This is a genomic window from Nostoc sp. CCY 9925 (genome assembly GCF_963920935.1).
Classification (GTDB): Bacteria; Cyanobacteriota; Cyanobacteriia; order Cyanobacteriales; family Nostocaceae; genus Nostoc.
The window spans coordinates 47,267-63,796 of record NZ_CAWUDO010000009.1 but is presented as its reverse complement, the minus strand read 5'-3'; the positions used below and the strand labels follow the sequence as shown (position 1 = coordinate 63,796).

General features: G+C 40.9%; 13 protein-coding genes. 8 read left to right on the top strand and 5 right to left on the bottom strand.

Annotated features, from left to right (window positions below; genetic code table 11):
* The first annotated feature begins 10 nt into the window (after nucleotides 1-10).
* The 3 genes from ACM0OY_RS07295 to ACM0OY_RS07285 all read left to right on the top strand — a co-directional run bounded on the left by ACM0OY_RS07295 (nucleotide 11) and on the right by ACM0OY_RS07285 (nucleotide 1,328).
* Nucleotides 11-376, top strand: a complete 366-nt coding sequence (locus tag ACM0OY_RS07295; RefSeq protein ID WP_414568193.1) for a 2Fe-2S iron-sulfur cluster-binding protein — start codon at nucleotides 11-13, stop codon at nucleotides 374-376.
* A gap of 214 nt (nucleotides 377-590) precedes the next feature.
* On the top strand, nucleotides 591-989 hold the full coding sequence (locus ACM0OY_RS07290; RefSeq protein WP_414568192.1) for a phage holin family protein: 399 nt from the start codon (nucleotides 591-593) through the stop codon (nucleotides 987-989).
* Between the two features lie 147 nt (nucleotides 990-1,136).
* Complete coding sequence (locus ACM0OY_RS07285; protein WP_414568191.1) at nucleotides 1,137-1,328, top strand: YqaE/Pmp3 family membrane protein; 192 nt, start codon at nucleotides 1,137-1,139, stop codon at nucleotides 1,326-1,328.
* Nucleotides 1,329-1,519: 191 nt separating this feature from the next.
* Here ACM0OY_RS07285 and ACM0OY_RS07280 read toward each other — a convergent pair whose 3' ends face one another.
* Entirely contained in the window at nucleotides 1,520-2,320 is an 801-nt protein-coding gene (locus tag ACM0OY_RS07280) for a histidine kinase (RefSeq protein ID WP_414568190.1), read from the bottom strand.
* A gap of 179 nt (nucleotides 2,321-2,499) precedes the next feature.
* Between ACM0OY_RS07280 and ACM0OY_RS07275 the strand changes: the two genes are divergently transcribed.
* From ACM0OY_RS07275 to ACM0OY_RS07260, 4 genes are all read left to right on the top strand, one after another.
* Nucleotides 2,500-2,724, top strand: a complete 225-nt coding sequence (locus ACM0OY_RS07275; protein WP_414568189.1) for a hypothetical protein — start codon at nucleotides 2,500-2,502, stop codon at nucleotides 2,722-2,724.
* Nucleotides 2,725-2,874: 150 nt separating this feature from the next.
* Nucleotides 2,875-3,210, top strand: coding sequence for a cytochrome c6 PetJ (gene petJ / locus ACM0OY_RS07270; protein WP_414568188.1), 336 nt, complete (start codon nucleotides 2,875-2,877; stop codon nucleotides 3,208-3,210).
* A 202-nt stretch (nucleotides 3,211-3,412) separates the two neighbouring features.
* Nucleotides 3,413-4,432 (top strand): aldo/keto reductase, encoded by a 1,020-nt coding sequence (locus ACM0OY_RS07265; RefSeq protein WP_414568187.1) that lies wholly within the window; start codon nucleotides 3,413-3,415, stop codon nucleotides 4,430-4,432.
* A 645-nt stretch (nucleotides 4,433-5,077) separates the two neighbouring features.
* Nucleotides 5,078-7,534: an SdiA-regulated domain-containing protein gene (locus ACM0OY_RS07260; RefSeq protein ID WP_414568186.1), complete on the top strand. Its 2,457-nt coding sequence runs from the start codon at nucleotides 5,078-5,080 to the stop codon at nucleotides 7,532-7,534.
* A gap of 191 nt (nucleotides 7,535-7,725) precedes the next feature.
* Here ACM0OY_RS07260 and ACM0OY_RS07255 read toward each other — a convergent pair whose 3' ends face one another.
* From ACM0OY_RS07255 to ACM0OY_RS07245, 3 genes are all read right to left on the bottom strand, one after another.
* Nucleotides 7,726-8,478 carry a PEP-CTERM sorting domain-containing protein gene (locus ACM0OY_RS07255; RefSeq protein ID WP_414568185.1) on the bottom strand — a complete coding sequence of 251 codons (753 nt, stop codon included), beginning with the start codon at nucleotides 8,476-8,478 and terminating at the stop codon, nucleotides 7,726-7,728.
* 585 nt (nucleotides 8,479-9,063) lie between these two features.
* The gene (locus tag ACM0OY_RS07250; RefSeq protein WP_414568184.1) at nucleotides 9,064-11,022 is read right to left on the bottom strand and encodes a flotillin family protein; all 1,959 of its coding nucleotides are present in this window, start codon (nucleotides 11,020-11,022) and stop codon (nucleotides 9,064-9,066) included.
* Between the two features lie 27 nt (nucleotides 11,023-11,049).
* A complete protein-coding gene (locus tag ACM0OY_RS07245) occupies nucleotides 11,050-11,727 on the bottom strand; it encodes a DUF1449 domain-containing protein (protein WP_414568183.1) in 678 nt (225 codons plus the stop codon).
* Between the two features lie 647 nt (nucleotides 11,728-12,374).
* On the opposite strand from ACM0OY_RS07245, the gene dapF reads away from it, so the two are divergent.
* On the top strand, nucleotides 12,375-13,214 hold the full coding sequence (dapF, locus tag ACM0OY_RS07240; RefSeq protein ID WP_414568260.1) for a diaminopimelate epimerase: 840 nt from the start codon (nucleotides 12,375-12,377) through the stop codon (nucleotides 13,212-13,214).
* 138 nt (nucleotides 13,215-13,352) lie between these two features.
* On the opposite strand, the gene ACM0OY_RS07235 is transcribed toward dapF, so the two are convergent.
* Complete coding sequence (locus tag ACM0OY_RS07235) at nucleotides 13,353-15,548, bottom strand: transglycosylase SLT domain-containing protein (RefSeq protein ID WP_414568182.1); 2,196 nt, start codon at nucleotides 15,546-15,548, stop codon at nucleotides 13,353-13,355.
* Between the last annotated feature and the right edge of the window lie 982 nt (nucleotides 15,549-16,530).

Here is a 16,530-nt window from a genome sequence, read left to right as displayed (position 1 = left end):
GAAACAGCAGATGGCAGTTTATCAAGTCCGACTCATCAATGCTAGTCTGGGATTAGATTGCACCATTCCAGTACCAGACGATCAATATATTCTAGATATGGCAGAAGACGCTCATATTCGCCTACCATCTGGGTGCAAACAAGGCGAATGTTCTGCCTGTATCGCCAAACTTGTCAGCGGTAAAGTCGATCAAAGTGAGCAAAAATTTCTGCCTCCAAATGAAATCCAGGCTGGTTATGTTGTTACTTGTGTAACTTATCCCTTGTCTGATTGCACTTTAGAAACCCATCAAGAACAAGTTTTATATAAATCAGCCCTTTACTATAAACCTGAGTCTGGAAAATCTGAGCGATCGTTACCTGATGATATTAAATAAATATTAAATTTTTCAGGTAGGTTAAACAAATGTAACCCTACTTGAAAAACGTTACACTGTAGGGGCGCACAGATGTGCGTCCCTACTATAGTTTTTTTATGTTCGGCCTAAGGATAGAATCAAATTCTATCTTTCAAGAGAGGTTAAAATCTAACGCCTAGTTAAAGATGAAATAAGAAGTTTCAAAAGAGAAAATCTTTATTAGGTAAAAACAATGTTGACACCATTTTTAACTGCCCTAGCCACAGCTTTAAGCTTGTTAATTGTTGATTTAATTGTTCCAGATGTTGACATTGCTAATTTTCCCGCAGCTTTAATTGCCGCTTTCGTAATCGGTTTAATTAACGGTTCATTAAAACCGATTATTTCTACTCTTTCTCTACCCCTCAACTTTTTAACATTTGGAGCATTTTCCCTGATCGTCAACGGTTTTTGCTTCTGGTTAGCAGCAGCCCTAGTTCCTGGGTTCTCAGTTCACGGACTTATCGGTTTTATTCTTGGTCCTGTGATTCTATCTTTTGCTAACACCTTGATTAACAACTACTTTGTTGAAAGAAACCTTTTAACCGGCAGTGGAAACGTAAAAACCCAAGGTGAATTACCTTCTAGATAAATATTGGCGGGAGTAGAAACGCTAATTTACTCACCTTTCTACTCCTAAATAAAATCCCCGAATTAAGATAACTCATTAGATGGATTTTCTAATTCGGTATCTTCCAGAGAATGTAATTAAACAAATTCACACAATTGTAACAACATCATGAAAATAGTTCATTATCTTTTAGGTTTGTTAGTGCCTCCTTTAGGCGTTTTCTTGACAGTTGGAGTAGGCCCAACACTGATTATCAACATTTTGCTTACACTTCTTGGTTGGTTTCCTGGTAGTATTCATGCAGTTTGGGCTATTGCCAAGCATGATGAACAACTTAGCCGAGAAGGACGTATTTACTAATAGGCAAGATTAATTATTGTCGGAAATCTGAAGTAGGGTGCGTTACAACTAAAGTTGTAACGCACCATTTCATTTTAAGAATGATACGGATACGTTGCTAAAGCAGTCGATTACATAAATTAAGAGGTGCGTTAGCCTTTGGCATAACGCACCCTATAAAAAAACAGTTAATAGATAAATACTAAAGCTGTCTATTTATGGATAGTTTCCCGTTCTTTATCAGCAGGTTCCTTATCTTTGAACAAGTCAGCCGCAGTTAACAGTAACTCCCTCAAAGTTTGTTTAATCTGGAATTCTTTTCTAGCTAAAGATGTACCTGCTTCACCGAGCTTGTCTTCTAACTGCGATCGCTTTTGTCCTACCTGTGCAGCAAGAGTTTCAGCTTGGGGACGAGCTTGATTATACCAGTGTTTAGCCTCGTTTAGATAATCTTGAACCTCCATAGAACGTCCGCCATAGCGTGCAGCCATATTAGCTCGAACAATGGCTAGCTGTGCTTGTAGTTGCGCGTAACGTTTCTTTAACAATGCCATTTCATCACTATCTTTAATGGCATTGATAGCAGAATCAATTGCAGTTTTGGTACTAGCAGGTTTTTCCTTATTTGTTTCTTCAATTTCTGCTAAAATTACATCAACTTCTTGCTGAAGTTGTTCTTCTTCACCATCTAGTTGAGCCTGTAGCCGCTTGATATCTGCCTGAGTTTGAACAATAGATTCGTGCCTCTTACTATTAATTCCTTCCAAGGCTCCTTCAATGGAAGCTGTCACTTCATCTTTGAGTTCGCCACCTTTTTCTTGGAAGTTATCAATGACAGCAGAAACCGCATCTTTAACAAGGTTACGAATTTCACTAGAACCTTGTTTGAACTCAGAAGCTACTTGAGAAACTGCGGATTTGACAATTTCTCGAATCCGTTCAGTTCTTAATTGTCCGGTTTCTTTAGCTTGTTGCAAGTCTGTTTGAATTTGTTGTTTGATATTGTTAGGCATTTTCAACTCTGGAGATTTTACTAATTGGGATAAAAATTTATAGACATGCTTCTACATACTCATTATGGCGTGGTGATATTTGGCTAGGCACTTCCTTTAGATAGAGAACCCCAAACCCAAAGAAGTGTTGCCTATTTGTGAGATGATGAATATTTGCTGGTAGTAATTGAGAATCAAATATGTGGCGAGTAAATATTACTTGTTCTGCTGATGCTTGGAAGGTCTATGGTACTGAATTTAAAGCGATCGCCCAAAAATATCAAGGTGAATTAATCGGTTCCAAAAAAATGCCAGACGGCACCCGCATCATGTCATATAAAATTGACGATGTTAGTGATGCCGAAGCTTTTCAGGAAGATTGTACACGATTTACTGGATTCACATCTGACTTTGAATCTCTGTAAAACAGCAGAATTCAGAAGTCATAATTCTGAACTAAAACAGCCTTGATACCTGGCTTAGAGACTTAGTTTATGTACTTCATTGACTTGAAATCTACTGTATGTTTTCTGACACTTTTTTGCAAGCAGTATTTTAAAATCCGGAGAAGCTGAGTGAAAAAACTCCTAACATTGGTAGTAGTAACTTTTCTATTATTGATGAGTACTTTGACGTTCCCAGCTAATGCAGCAGACACAGCTAACGGCGAACAAATATTCAGTATTCATTGTGCTGGTTGTCATATTAATGGTGGTAACATAGTCAGGCGAGGTAAAAACCTCAAAAAGCAAGCCCTCAAGAAATATGGTATGGATTCAATAGAGGCAGTTATATCGATAGTTACCAACGGTAAAAGTAATATGTCAGCCTACAAGGACCGCCTGACTGAACAGCAAATTCAAGATGTTGCTGCTTATGTTATTGAACAAGCTGAAAAAGGCTGGCGTTAAAAAAAAAGTTAGGAGTTAAGAGTTAGGAGTTAAGACTTTGGTGCTTATTACCTCTAGCAGTCCTAAATGATTCATAATAAAGTAGAAAAGTGCAAAATCTTGTAAAAATAACCCTGTCAGATCACTAATTATTAACTCCTAACTCTTGTACAGGCGCGATTAATCGCGTCTGTACTCCTAATTCCTAACTCCTAACTTGAAAATGAATTTACCCGCAGCTAGTCGTCTCCAATTTACCCCTGATTTAAACATTTGCCGCATATTAAATGGCATGTGGCAAGTCTCTGGCGCACACGGGCGTATTAATCCCCAAGCTGCCATTGATAGTATGTTCAAATATTTCGATGCAGGTTTTACCACTTGGGATTTAGCAGATCATTACGGGCCCGCAGAAGATTTTATTGGTGAGTTTCGCTGTCAGCTAGTTGATACCCGTGGCAAAGATGCTTTATCCCAAATACAAGCTTTTACAAAATGGGTGCCTCGTCCTGGGAAAATGACCAAACAATTCGTCGAGGAAAATATTGATATTTCCCTGAGAAGGATGAATGTGCAATCATTAGATTTGATGCAATTCCATTGGTGGGAATATCGAGATAAAAATTATCTAGATGCCCTTAAATATATGGCAGAACTGCAAACTGAGGGCAAAATTAAGCATTTAGCTTTGACTAATTTTGACACTGAACACTTAAAAATTATTACCGAAGCAGGCATTAGAATTGTTTCTAACCAAGTACAATTTTCACTTGTCGATCGCCGTCCCGAGGTCAAGATGGTTGAATTTTGTCAGCAGCATGATATAAAACTTTTTACTTATGGTACAGTTTGCGGTGGTTTGTTATCAGAAAACTATTTGGGTAAACCAGAACCACGAGGATTTGATTTAGCTACCGCTAGCTTGAAAAAATACAAAAATATGATTGATGCTTGGGGTGGTTGGCAATTATTTCAGGAGTTGCTTGCTATCCTCAAGGAAATTGCCAATAAGCATGGAGTAAGTATTGCCAATGTGGCAGTGCGTTACATTTTAGATCGACCAACTGTGGGAGGTGTAATAGTTGGTGCGAGACTTGGCGTATCTGAACATATAGAAGATAACGCCAAAATCTTTAGTTTTAGTTTAGATGCTGAGGATGGCGATCGCATTAATGCTGTCTCTCGCCAATCACGGGATTTATATCAGCTAATCGGCGATTGTGGGGATGAATATCGACGATAACAGACATAATTTTGAATCAATGCTTTCAAGCATCGATCCTTGGCTCAGACTATCAAAATCTAAGTCATTTTTTGCCATCTCATGATATTTGTCATGGCCCACTAAAGTCAGTTTCAATGCATTGCCCAAATGCTGTAGTGCTCATTTCATCTCTAACTCTACAACGTCTCACATTGTCACATTTTCAGGACTTAGGCATAGACTAGGATTTTATGTGATTACGATCTGAGCGAAGTAATCGCAAAGCCTTACTTTCTCCTTATGAGTGCGTAAGTCCTAATTTTTTTTCATCATATCTGCGATTATCCATAAACTCTTCTTAAATTTTTCTTAAACTTTTATTTGAATTTAAAGTGTATTGTCCAGTAAAAGCTGTTGTTTCAACTATTTTATGAGTATTGCGCGGTAAAAATCGTTAATCAAGTTAATAAACACTTCTGTTTTTGTAGCGATAACACACACTAAAATTGCACTCTCATATAAATCTGACTTAAAAATCGCTACAAGCTATTGATAGCAAGTTTTCCCAGACCATATTGCAGGTTTGTTAGGGTCGAGGGGAATATTACTGTTCCACCTCAACGGGTTACCTCACTCTGCACCATATCCTCCTGCAAACTTTTACCCTTCTAAGGACAAATAGTAATGTCAGCAATTAATTCAGTCGATCTGTCCACCTATACCCTGATCGGCCGGTACGACCTGCCCGAACCTACGCGCACCACTGCACCTGCCAACAGTCTGCTGGCTCAGGAAGTCTCAGCCGTGACCTACAACTGGGACACCGATACGCTGTTCGTCGTCGGCGACGGTAGCACGTCCATCGTTCAAGTATCGAAGACGGGGCAATTGATCGACTCAATGACGTTGGCTCCTGGCAATAGTCCCCAAGGTACGGACTTCTATGATACGGAAGGACTTACCTACATCGGCGGCGGCAAATTCGTCTTGATTGAGGAGCGAGATCGGCAGGCCAACTTGTTTACTTACGTACCAAACACTACGCTTACCAAAAACGACGTGCAAACCGTCAAGCTCGGTACAACGGTCGGAAATATTGGGATTGAAGGCATATCTTATGACCCGCTAACGAGCGGATTCATCGCCGTCAAGGAGACGCAACCACAAGGAATATTTCAAACAGGCATCGATTTTGCAGCCGGCACCGCGACAAACGGTTCACCCACCACAGTGAACTCGACTGACCTTTTTAATCCAGCATTGGCCAACCTTTTGGACTTTGCGGATATTTACGCGTTGTCGAATCTATCGTCTTTGAACGGACAAGCTGATTACAGTCACCTGCTGGTGCTAAGCCAAGAATCAGGCAAAATCGTCGAAATCGATCGCTCCGGAAATATCTACAGTTCACTGACGATTGTCTCCAATCCAGGTAATCCCCTGTCTGTTGTAGATCAGCAGCATGAAGGTCTGACGATGGACAAAGATGGTTATCTTTATGTCGTCAGTGAGAACGGCGGTGGTGATATCAATCACCCGCAACTCTGGGTCTACGCACCTTCCTCAGTTCCGAATCAAGCCCCTACTGCTGTAGTGCTGAACAATCCGGTTATAGCGATCGCGGAGAACACCAGCACCACAACCCGGCTGAAAGTGGCAGACATTACCATTACCGACGATGGACTAGGAACAAATAACCTGACTGTGACTGGAACTGATGCCAACTTCTTTGAAGTTGACAGCACTGGGCTGTACATCAAAGCCGGAACCGTTCTAGATTACGAAACCAAAACCAGCTATAGCGTCATCGTCAATGTAGATGACCCAACAGTTGGCAACACTCCGGATGCGATCGCGAACTTTACCTTAGCTGTCACCAATGTGGTGAATGAAACACCCTCACTTCCCACCCTCATCATCTCCGAGGTGTCACCGTGGAGTAGCGGCAACAGCCCCTATGGTGCTGACTGGTTCGAGGTAACAAATACAAGCACCAGCGCTGTGAGCATTACTGGCTGGAGAATAGACGACGACTCGAACAGCTTCGCTAACTCGGTGGCGCTCAACGGCGTTACCAGCATCGCCCCTGGGCAATCGGTTATCTTTATCGAAGGTAATGCCACCACTGCAAGCGCATTCAAGACGGCATGGTTCGGCAGTAATGTCCCCAGTAACTTCACTATCGGTACTTACAGTGGTTCTGGCATAGGTCTAAGTACCGGGGGCGATGCAGTAAATCTCTTTGATTCGAGCGGAAACCGGATTACTGGCATTAGCTTTGGTACATCCACCACAGGCTTCACATTTGACAACAAGACTGGTGTGGGCAGTACCACGCTTCCGCTGCCGACTGTCTCGACCTTGAGTGTCGCCGGAGTCAATGGTGCGTTCGTTGCATCCAATGTTCCAGAGACTGGCTCTCCAGGAACGACTGTAACTGTGAATCAAGCTCCCACTGCGAATAATGATAGTGGCTTCACGGCTAACCAGAGTGTTGCGAAGCTAATCCCGATCGCCACTCTGCTAGCAAACGACACTGACCCCGATGCCAACACAACGCTGTCTATTTTGCCCAATGGATTTAGCAATGTTGTGGGTGGTAGCGTTGCCCTCAGCAGTACTAACGTCATATTTACCCCGAACTCTAGCTTTAGCGGTACGGCCAGCTTCAAGTACACAGTAAGCGATGGTAGCCTCACCAGTCAGGCGATCGTTACCTTAGAAGTCGGCACAACCATCGATGGCAGCAATGGCAAAGGTATCCTCACTGGCACTGGTGGCGACGATAGCTTAAGCGGGGGGAATGGCAAAGATACTTTGTTTGGTAACGCTGGCAATGATACGTTGTCCGGTGGTAATGGAGCCGATATCCTGTGGGGTGGGGAGGGCAATGACGTACTTAATGGTGGTAATGGTCGAGACACCTTCGTCCTTCGTGGTAATAGCAACGACACCGACACAATCCAAGACTTTACCCCTGGACAAGACTCCATCGGCTTATCCGGGGGACTGAGTTTTGGTCAACTAACCTTTACCGATGTGAATGGCAGTGCTGCGATTCTCTTTGGTAATGATACGTTAGGGCTGTTGGTTGGAGTTAAAGCTAATCAACTGGTGGAATCCAACTTTATCCTGGTTTAATCATTTACGGTGTTGAGCTGAGATATTCGTAATTTTCTGTTAGCAATGGCGATCGCTACATCTCCTTGAGCTAGTCAGCGAAAAAATACTTCCATTAAATAAAGCAAAGCGAAGGATTTTGGAAATCCTTCGCTATGTAGCGAACGCTCTTACAGAAAAATTTTATTAAGTTACCCAAACTAAACTTTTGTTTAAGCAGATTCCTTTGCGGCTTGCAATTTTTGGCTTTTACGTTTGCGTAGAAACAACCCACCGACAGTTAGCATACCTAAAGTAACACTGGGTTCAGGCACACTTTCAACACGAAATGTATGGTTGTCACTTTCAAAGCCGCCACCTTCTGTCTGAGAAATTACAATTTTATTAAACTTGTCATTCCCACCTTCTGAGAAAAACTCAAAGAAGCCATTCTTTTGACCGCCATGTTGGGAAGCTCCAACAGTAGCCGCTCCATTTAATATGTCATATGTTAACTCTTTTATTAGAGTGGTTCCGTTGAAGAATTTCAAAGTATTGCCTACACTTAGAGCGCCTGCATCAAAACCGAAATAACTAAAAGTATTATTACCCTGAGCTTCAATGATAGTATCGCTATCAGAGAAAACTGCTAAATAATTCGTTTGGTTGACTTCTGCGTGAGCGCCAGAAGGTGCCCAAACGTCTGAGTAAATACCAGTTTGACCAGAATAAGCTGTAGTAGAATAAGTACCTTTAGAAAAAGAATATTTCACTAGGTCATTGCCTGGTACTTGGCCATTATTAAAATCAAAGGTTGTATAACCTGCGCTATTAACATTGTCAGAAAAAACACCTTCATTTGTTGCTGTAGGTTGGCGGTAAGCCCCAGCTTCATATGTAAATCCTAAAGCATGTGCTGAACCAGCATAACTAATAGAAGCGATTGTAGAGAGAGCAGCAATATAAGCAATTTTTTTAATAGACATTATTTTTAGTTCCTGTTTTTCTTGGCTCTGCACCAATTATGTGATTTAGTCACTACGAAATAACAGGGCATAATTACTAGATTTATCTCTCATACTCAAATTAATATTTGAGTAATTTTTTCAACAGGTATCACCTTAAAAATGCTATTTATACTGCCAGCAAAATGAAGTTAATATTTATATTTTAAAAGGATTATAAAATTTGAGTGAAAGAACATCCTCTATATAAAGAAACTGTATTTTAACTCTTGCTCTTTTTAAGTACAAATGAAGGCTACAGACATTATCTCTCTGTAATGAACTGCAAAAATAAATCGTTCACAACAGCAATATCTTCAGCTTCTGCTTCTAATGATGCTACTTGTTGAGCCATTTCTGCTTGACTGACGGCGGCTAAAAGCATGAATTGGTAGAACTAACTTGTGCGATCCGTAACTTACCAAACCTCCTGATGGTGGGCGATGCCTCTGGTTAACGCATCCTATTGGCGTGGCAAGACAACTTGTTGGAAAAAAATTTTTAGGTTGGGTTGAGAAACGTAATTTGCTTCGTGTACTCTTTCTAAATCGCCATTACAAAACTGAATTACAAATTATTTCCATCAGTTTGTGTGTTGTTTTCGATAACAGTTGGTGTTAAAGGAGTTTCTAAAGAAACCTGGCTTGACGTGCCAGTTATTACTTGATTATTACCACGCACTAGCTGATTGATTTGACCGATTATTTCACCTAATTTACCTTCATCAAGCAAGGTATTTATTAACGAAAGTCCACTGGTAGATAGTAGCAATTTGTTGATATCTTGACTGCCGTTGCTGCCATTTGCACCAGGGAACGAATAAATGCGAGTATCTCCTAAAACTCCCGGTTGGGGTGCTAAGGCAGTAACAATTTCTGGTAGTTTGTCCGCTAATTCTGGCCAAATAATTGTAATAATCTTGGCGGTGAGATTGGCATTACTAATAGAATTTTCAGCGGCGATTTTTGCTTGAATACCTTCGGCTTCTGCTAAAACTTGATCGCGGTTAGCTGCTGCTAGAGTGCGAATTGCTTCTGCTTCTAATTCTGCTGCTTCTTGGGCAATTTCAGCTTGACGACGGCGGCGGAAAGCATCAATTTCCACAACGTTACGATCGCCAATACTCTTTTCTTGGGCTTCTCGTTCCGCAGCAATCGTTGATAGGCGTTTGTTGCGTTCGGCTTTTTCCACTTCACTGGCTGTCTTCACCGATTCTTCGGCTTTGGCTTGTTCTGCTTGTGCCACAAAGCTTTCGCGTTTTTTATTAGCAATGGCGATCGCCACATCTTCTTGAGCTAGTTTTGCCAGTCGTTCTGACTCAACTATCTGCACTTGTGCTTGTAACTTTCCGGATTCTACACTTTGTTGACGGGCAATTTCTGCTAGTTCAGATTCTTGTTTTTGCAGTGCTTGTGCTACCTTTAGCTGTTTATTGCGTTCCTCTAGAGAAATATCAGCTTCAATTTGGCTTTGTTGCACCGATAATTTTTTGCGAATTTCTTCTTCTTCAACTGATTTTTCTTGCAAAATTTTAGTTCGGCGTACTGTTGCAGCTTCCCTGTCTTTGGATTCTTGAATTTCCCGTTCTCGCTGGGCTTTTAGTGCTTCTACTTGCAATTTTTGCTCTAATTTAGCACTTTCTTGTTCTTGGGCAATTTGTAGCGATCGCTTTTGAGCATCCAGTTCTTTTTGCTCAATTGTCACTTGTGCTGCTAACTCAACTTCCCGTTTTTGTTGAATCGAACGTTGAATAATTTCGGTTCGTAAGCGCACACCTTGAGCATCAAAAAAGTTATCTGGATCGTAGGTAACACTTTCTAATATTTCGGAGATTGCAATGTTATTTAAAGTTAAGCCTACTTTTTTCAAATCTGTTCCAACTAAGTTCAGCACTTCCTGAGCAAACCCCAATTTATCAGAATCAATTTCTGCTAAATCTTTGGTTTTAGCTGCCGCCCTAATTGCGTCATCTGCTCTTTTTTCTAAAGCATTTTTGATATCTTCTGGAGTAATTTTAGTACCATTTTGGGATAATCTAGCCGCTGCTGTCAAAACATCTTCTTCAGAGGCATTAATACATACATAAAAAGTCACGCGGATATCTGCTCGTAAGTAATCTTTAGTCCGGACTGCAAGTTTACCAGTGCGTTCTACATCAATAGAAATTTCTCGCAGAGGTACTCGTGTCAGCTGATGGAATCCGGGTAAAACAATGCAACCTCCATAGAGAATCACCGCTTTCTTTTTAATAAAAAGACCCCCAGTCCTCACGAAAGCTTCGTTGTTGGGTGTCACTACATAAACCCGCGTATAAGCAAACAAGCTGAGTAACAGTAATAAAACTAGGCCAGCAATCACCACTGGAAATACTAATCCACCATTGACTTGAGCAAAATTAGGCATAACTTTTACTGGGAGTGTTTGGTCAATTAATGTTATTTGTTTTTGTTGTTGTAACTTAACCTGTGGAACTTCAGCTATTTTGACGCTCGGTAAAGACTGGATAAAAGTCAACCAAAAAAGCATATTATTTTCCTCTTAAGAATTTTAATCTCAACGAGATGAATTAGTTAACCATTGTTCTTCATCGGGACTATCTTTAGCAATAACTACATAAATTTGTGCCTTATGTTCAATAATTAAAGCTCTTTCTCCACGTTGTGGTGCAATAGTTACCCAGTCTGGGAGAACAGCACTAATAGTTAAAAGATTGCGTTTTGCATCTAGCACATCTACTTGTCCAATTCTGCCCTGATTCTCAGTTGGAATATAAGCAGATGTGACAATTCCAATGCAACCTATTAAGCGATCGCTACTTACATCCTCGCTAAATTCAGCAAATATTTTGCCAATTGGTCGCGCTATCAATCCTCCCAATAATAAACTAATAATTAATGAACCAAATAATATAATGCTTCCAATCAAACCACCAATATTACTATTGGAAACTCCACCAAACCAAACATTCAACATCCAGCCCAAAACGCCCCACAAACTCAAATCTATAGCCAGTAACAATATCAATGGGGCTTTCCCAATACCAGCCCATCCCAGAAATTGCCCAAAACCGAATTCGTTATTGCTATCTGCGTCTACATCTGCATCTACATCCACATCCACATCTGCATCAATGTCCTGCCCTCCACCGCCGGAAATGATCATAAAAAAGAACAGCAAGACTCCCATCACCAGAAAAATCCAATAGGGCAAGTTGTTTAGACTAAACAGCATAATATTTCGTTAATGATATATGTTGGGAATTTGGTAAAATATAATACTTTTTAAAGAAAATTCAGGATTCACCAATGCTCCAAGTGGGGGAATTAAACCTATTTATTCATTGATCATTCCTACAGAATTAAATTGGACAATTCTGACGACTAAGCCCTTTATCGTAAATAAAAGGGTTTAAGACCCCTACCTCTACAGGTAGCCCCAGTTTCAGTCGGGCGAAGAGTCCCCTTCTTAAATTGTCTTTAATGCGTGAATTTTGAATTTTGAATTGTTAATCTTTCTTGTTATAGTTGATAGCAAAAGCGGCAACTTCAAAAAAAGCGGATAAATACCTATGAATAGGTGGCTCTAAGACCCCTAAATTCTGACTTCCTAATTTATTGTAATACATAAATAATACACAAAGCTCCATATCCATTTTATGAATAGTTGCCTATAAAAAAGAGGTAGAATTATTTCTACGGTAAAATAATATAAATCTTAAAAGTTTTCAAAAATTAGCAATCTAAATTCACTAAATATAAAGATAATTTGCGGCAATATTTTAAAGCTAGGCTCTGAGCCTATTCTAATTCTGACTTCTAAATTCTGCTGTAATTCCCTAAAGACATCTATTTTTTAATATATCTGCTATGTTTGCTCAAGTGAAATACTCCAAGTATCACGCTCTCGGAAACGATTATCTAGTTATTTCTCCTCAAGACTTAGCATTTGAATTAACCCCAGAAAAAATTGAGCGAATTTGTCATCGCAACTTTGGAATTGGCTCAGACGGCATTCTGTTTGGCCCTTTATCATCCAACAATGCCAAATTTGGATTGCGAATTTTTAACCCAGATGGCAGTGAGGCAGAGAAAAGTGGTAACGGATTGAGAATATTTTCTCGCTACTTGTGGGATAACCAGCTTGTTCAAGAAGAAGAATTTGATATTGATACCCTTGGCGGACGAGTCAAAGCGCGGGTTGCCCACTCAGGTAAAACTGTTCAAGTAGAAATGGGTCGTGTGAGCTTCCAAAGCGAAAAGGTTCCGGTGACAGGAGACTCCAGAGAAGTTCTCAAAGAAAGTATTATCGTTGCTGACCAAACCTTTACCTTTAGTGCAGCCACCGTTGGAAATCCACACTGTGTTATCCAGTTACCCGAACTTACACCCGAAATTGCGAAGCGGTATGGTTGTTTGCTAGAAGTTCATCCTTACTTTCCCAACCGTACCAATGTTCAGTTTATGAAAGTTCTCGATCGCACAAATCTTCAAATTGAGATTTGGGAAAGAGGAGCAGGTTACACCTTAGCATCTGGCAGTAGTAGCAGTGCAGCGGCCGCTGTTGCCCACAAATTGAACTTGTGTGATTCATCAATCACAGTTCACATGCCAGGAGGACAAATTGCGATCGCCATCACTGACGATTTTACAGTCACCATGACCGGCGCCGTCACCAAAGTAGCTGACGGCTTAATGTCAATGGAAGTCTTCGAGTATTGAATATTGGGCATTGGGCATTGGGGATTGGGCATTGGGGATTGGGCATTGGGCATTAGGCATGGGTATTGCTGAGTTAGAAATTGAGAGTAAGAGTTATTCTCCCCCTGCCTCCCCTGCCTCCCCTGCCTCCCCTGCCCCTCACTGCGTCGGCAGTTTTGGATGTGTAGTCGAGTACTTTGCCACTATGCTAGAAATCTCAGGGTTGTAAAGTCTGAGATAATTCCAGTAATTGCCAAATACTTGACGCACATAATTTTTAGTTTCATCAAAGGGAATGTCTTCCACAAACTCATCTGGGTCTTGTGTAGTGAGAGTTTGCAGCCATTTGGAGACATTGCCAGGCCCAGCGTTGTAACTGGCGATCGCCAGCAAGGAATTATTGTTATATTGCTGATGGGTATGATCCAAATACCATGTACCCAGCATGATATTCTCATTGGGATTTTCTAAGTTTATTGTTTTGCTATTCAACTTGATTTGTGGGGCGATCCATTGAGCTGTACTCGGTAACACCTGCATTAAGCCAGTAGCATTTGCCACAGATTTAATTTTTGGTTGAAATCTGGACTCTTGACGAATTAAGGCAGTGACTAACAGAGGATTGAGTTGACGCTCAGTAGACCACTTTTCAATTTCTCGCAAATAGGGAAATGGATAACGGGCTTGCCAGTAAGAGATTTGTTTGCTCAGAGTTTGATATTCGGCAAGTTCAGCTGGTATTTCCCGGTCTTCCAATTTAGAAATTTTGTCAATTCCGATGAGGTTTTCTCCCCTTGCCTGCTGCATCAACCCTTCAGTAAATTGCTCTGCTACCGTTGGCTGAATTTTGTTCTGAAATTCCGTTTGCCATTGTAACCAAGCATCGCGGTCTTGACCCAACAGATACAACTCTTTGAAAGTCTCAGAACCCGCAGGAGGTAATGAACGCTGGGGTGCGACAACTTCCGGGTTCATCAGGCGCACGTTGTCAAAGTTGCCGACATTTAGCCCTAACATTGTCGCCGATCGCCATGCATAGTAAGAGTAGGGAAACTGGCTAATCACATACTCATAAGCAGTTTGGGACTCCTGCTGTTTTCCTAGCGAAGCTGCCCATTTACCTACCCAAAAGCCTGCTCTCGGAGCCAAAATACTGTTAGGGTTGTTGCTAACAATCGGTTCTGCCCATTGCCATGCACCGATGTAATCCTTAGCGTTGGCTTTCTCTTGGGCGATTTTCCAGCGATACTCTGCTGCTTCGTCAGAATTGCCGTACTTGCCTAAAAGTAATTGCCACGCCGAACTAGCTGACTTTTGATCTTTGAGTGCTTGGAAAGTTTTGGCTTTTTGTACCAGTGCAGTACCAGCTTGATCGGGAAACTTAGTAATTACCTGGTCAAGATATGGTAAGCCATCTTTGGGAGTTTTTCCTGTTTCTGCTAATCGCAGTAGTGCAGTTCCAGTTTCTTTGGCTTGGGGAAATTGCTGCACCACTTGTTTATAGGTGGCGATCGCTTTTTCTTTATCTTTGCCTCCTACCTGTAACCCCCGTCCAGTGCGATAGAGGTTGCGGGCTGTTTTAGGTGCTTTGGCATAAGCATTCCCGGCCTTGAGAAATTGATTATTTTCCCAATAGGCTGTACCAATGAGTTCCCAATCTTCAGCTTTGAGGTTCGGCTCTTTGACTAACTGATCCAAAACCCCCACTATGCCTGGTTGGTCATAAGCGTATTTTGCCAAAATCAACTGTAATTTTGGTTGATTGGCATTTTCTTGTAAACGTTTGCGGATAATTTCCCAAGTCAAAGGATTAGAAGGAAATTGAGCGATGGCGGTTTCCTGTTCCTTTGGTTGGGCAATTAGATATAGGGCTTTGACTGCGGCTGCTTCTTTGGAATACGCTTTGAGAACTTTTCGCCGCAGATCCGAGGCTTTGCCGTCCTCACCCAACAGATCCTCTGCTTGGGCTTGTTTGAGCAAAATGTAAGGCGCGAGAATGGGATAATCTTTCTCTAATCCTTCCAATAAAGCCAGGGCTTTTTTCCCTTGGGTTCTTTCAATGTAATCACTCGCCAAAAGATAACGAGCGCGATTGCGGTCTGGCGAAGCCGACTGCCCTGCGATCGCAGCTAGTTTTGCCGCCCGTTCTGGCAGAGATTGTGATATCAGTGGAAAGACCGCTGATTGGGCAACGCTAGCCTCAGATGTTTGCTCTACCTGATTTTTACCCAATTTGAGCCATTGTCCCAGAGATTTGCCAATCTCAGGCGCCGATACCATTGCCCCAGCTGAAAAGGCGAACAGCGCCGCAGCCACAATTACCGAAATTTGCTTTTTCTGTAGTTTCTTCAGCATGAATACCCGCTGAAAAGTTCCGATGAATTTCTTGAAACTCTAGCACTCCTAACCATCAGTGTTACCAATTTTTAATTTGAGATTTTTAATTTTATGTACAAAAATACTAATTTTCAATCTTAGGGTTGACAGTACTGAGTGTTTAGCATAGATTTAACGGTGTTACATCTATCTTTAGGATAAATGTAACAATTTTTATATTATTCCAACAACAATTTAATACACTTGGCGTCTCTTGCCTGCTTCCACCACTCATTATCAGCACTCAAATAGGATAGGCATTAAAATTTTTTGGCTTCTGAATTATGGCTTGGATTTTACTTTATTAAACCCGTTTAATTTTAAATAAATACATGAATAATCATGTTTTCAATCAATATTGATGCTGAGTGTAGTAGATCGGGTTAAGAGTTTGATCCATGTTCAAGTGCCGCATGATTCTCAATCATATTCCATACATCTTGTGTAATTTTGAGTTGTAAATATGCACCGATAGTAGGAAGTATTATTAATAAACCAACAACGATGATTATAAGCAAAGGTATATTATTACCATTATTTATAATATTAAGAGGCACAAGAAGGCTTTGTATAATAGGTTATTGCCAGAAGCCAAAGTACTATACCAATAAATGCCACAATAATTTTGTCAATCCATTTTTGATTTCCTATCCAAATACGGGTTATTTCAGAACGAGTGTTTAACCTGAGCGTTATCCTCAGCGAAAGACCAAGCCGCTCACGAATAGTCGTAGACTGATTTGCATCTAAAATAATTGCACTTTCATCATAGTGAGATGCTTTGCTAACTCATCTCTCAAGGTTTCATCTTTATGGGAATAGGAGAAAAATACCTCAACACCCATGCGGTAAGTTCCTTTTATTACTTCTTATTTCAAGTCTAATCTACTCCGCGGACATCAAACTTAACTGAACTCTAAAAGCTGTTCGCAGTCCTTTAAATTAGAGATAATATTTCTAT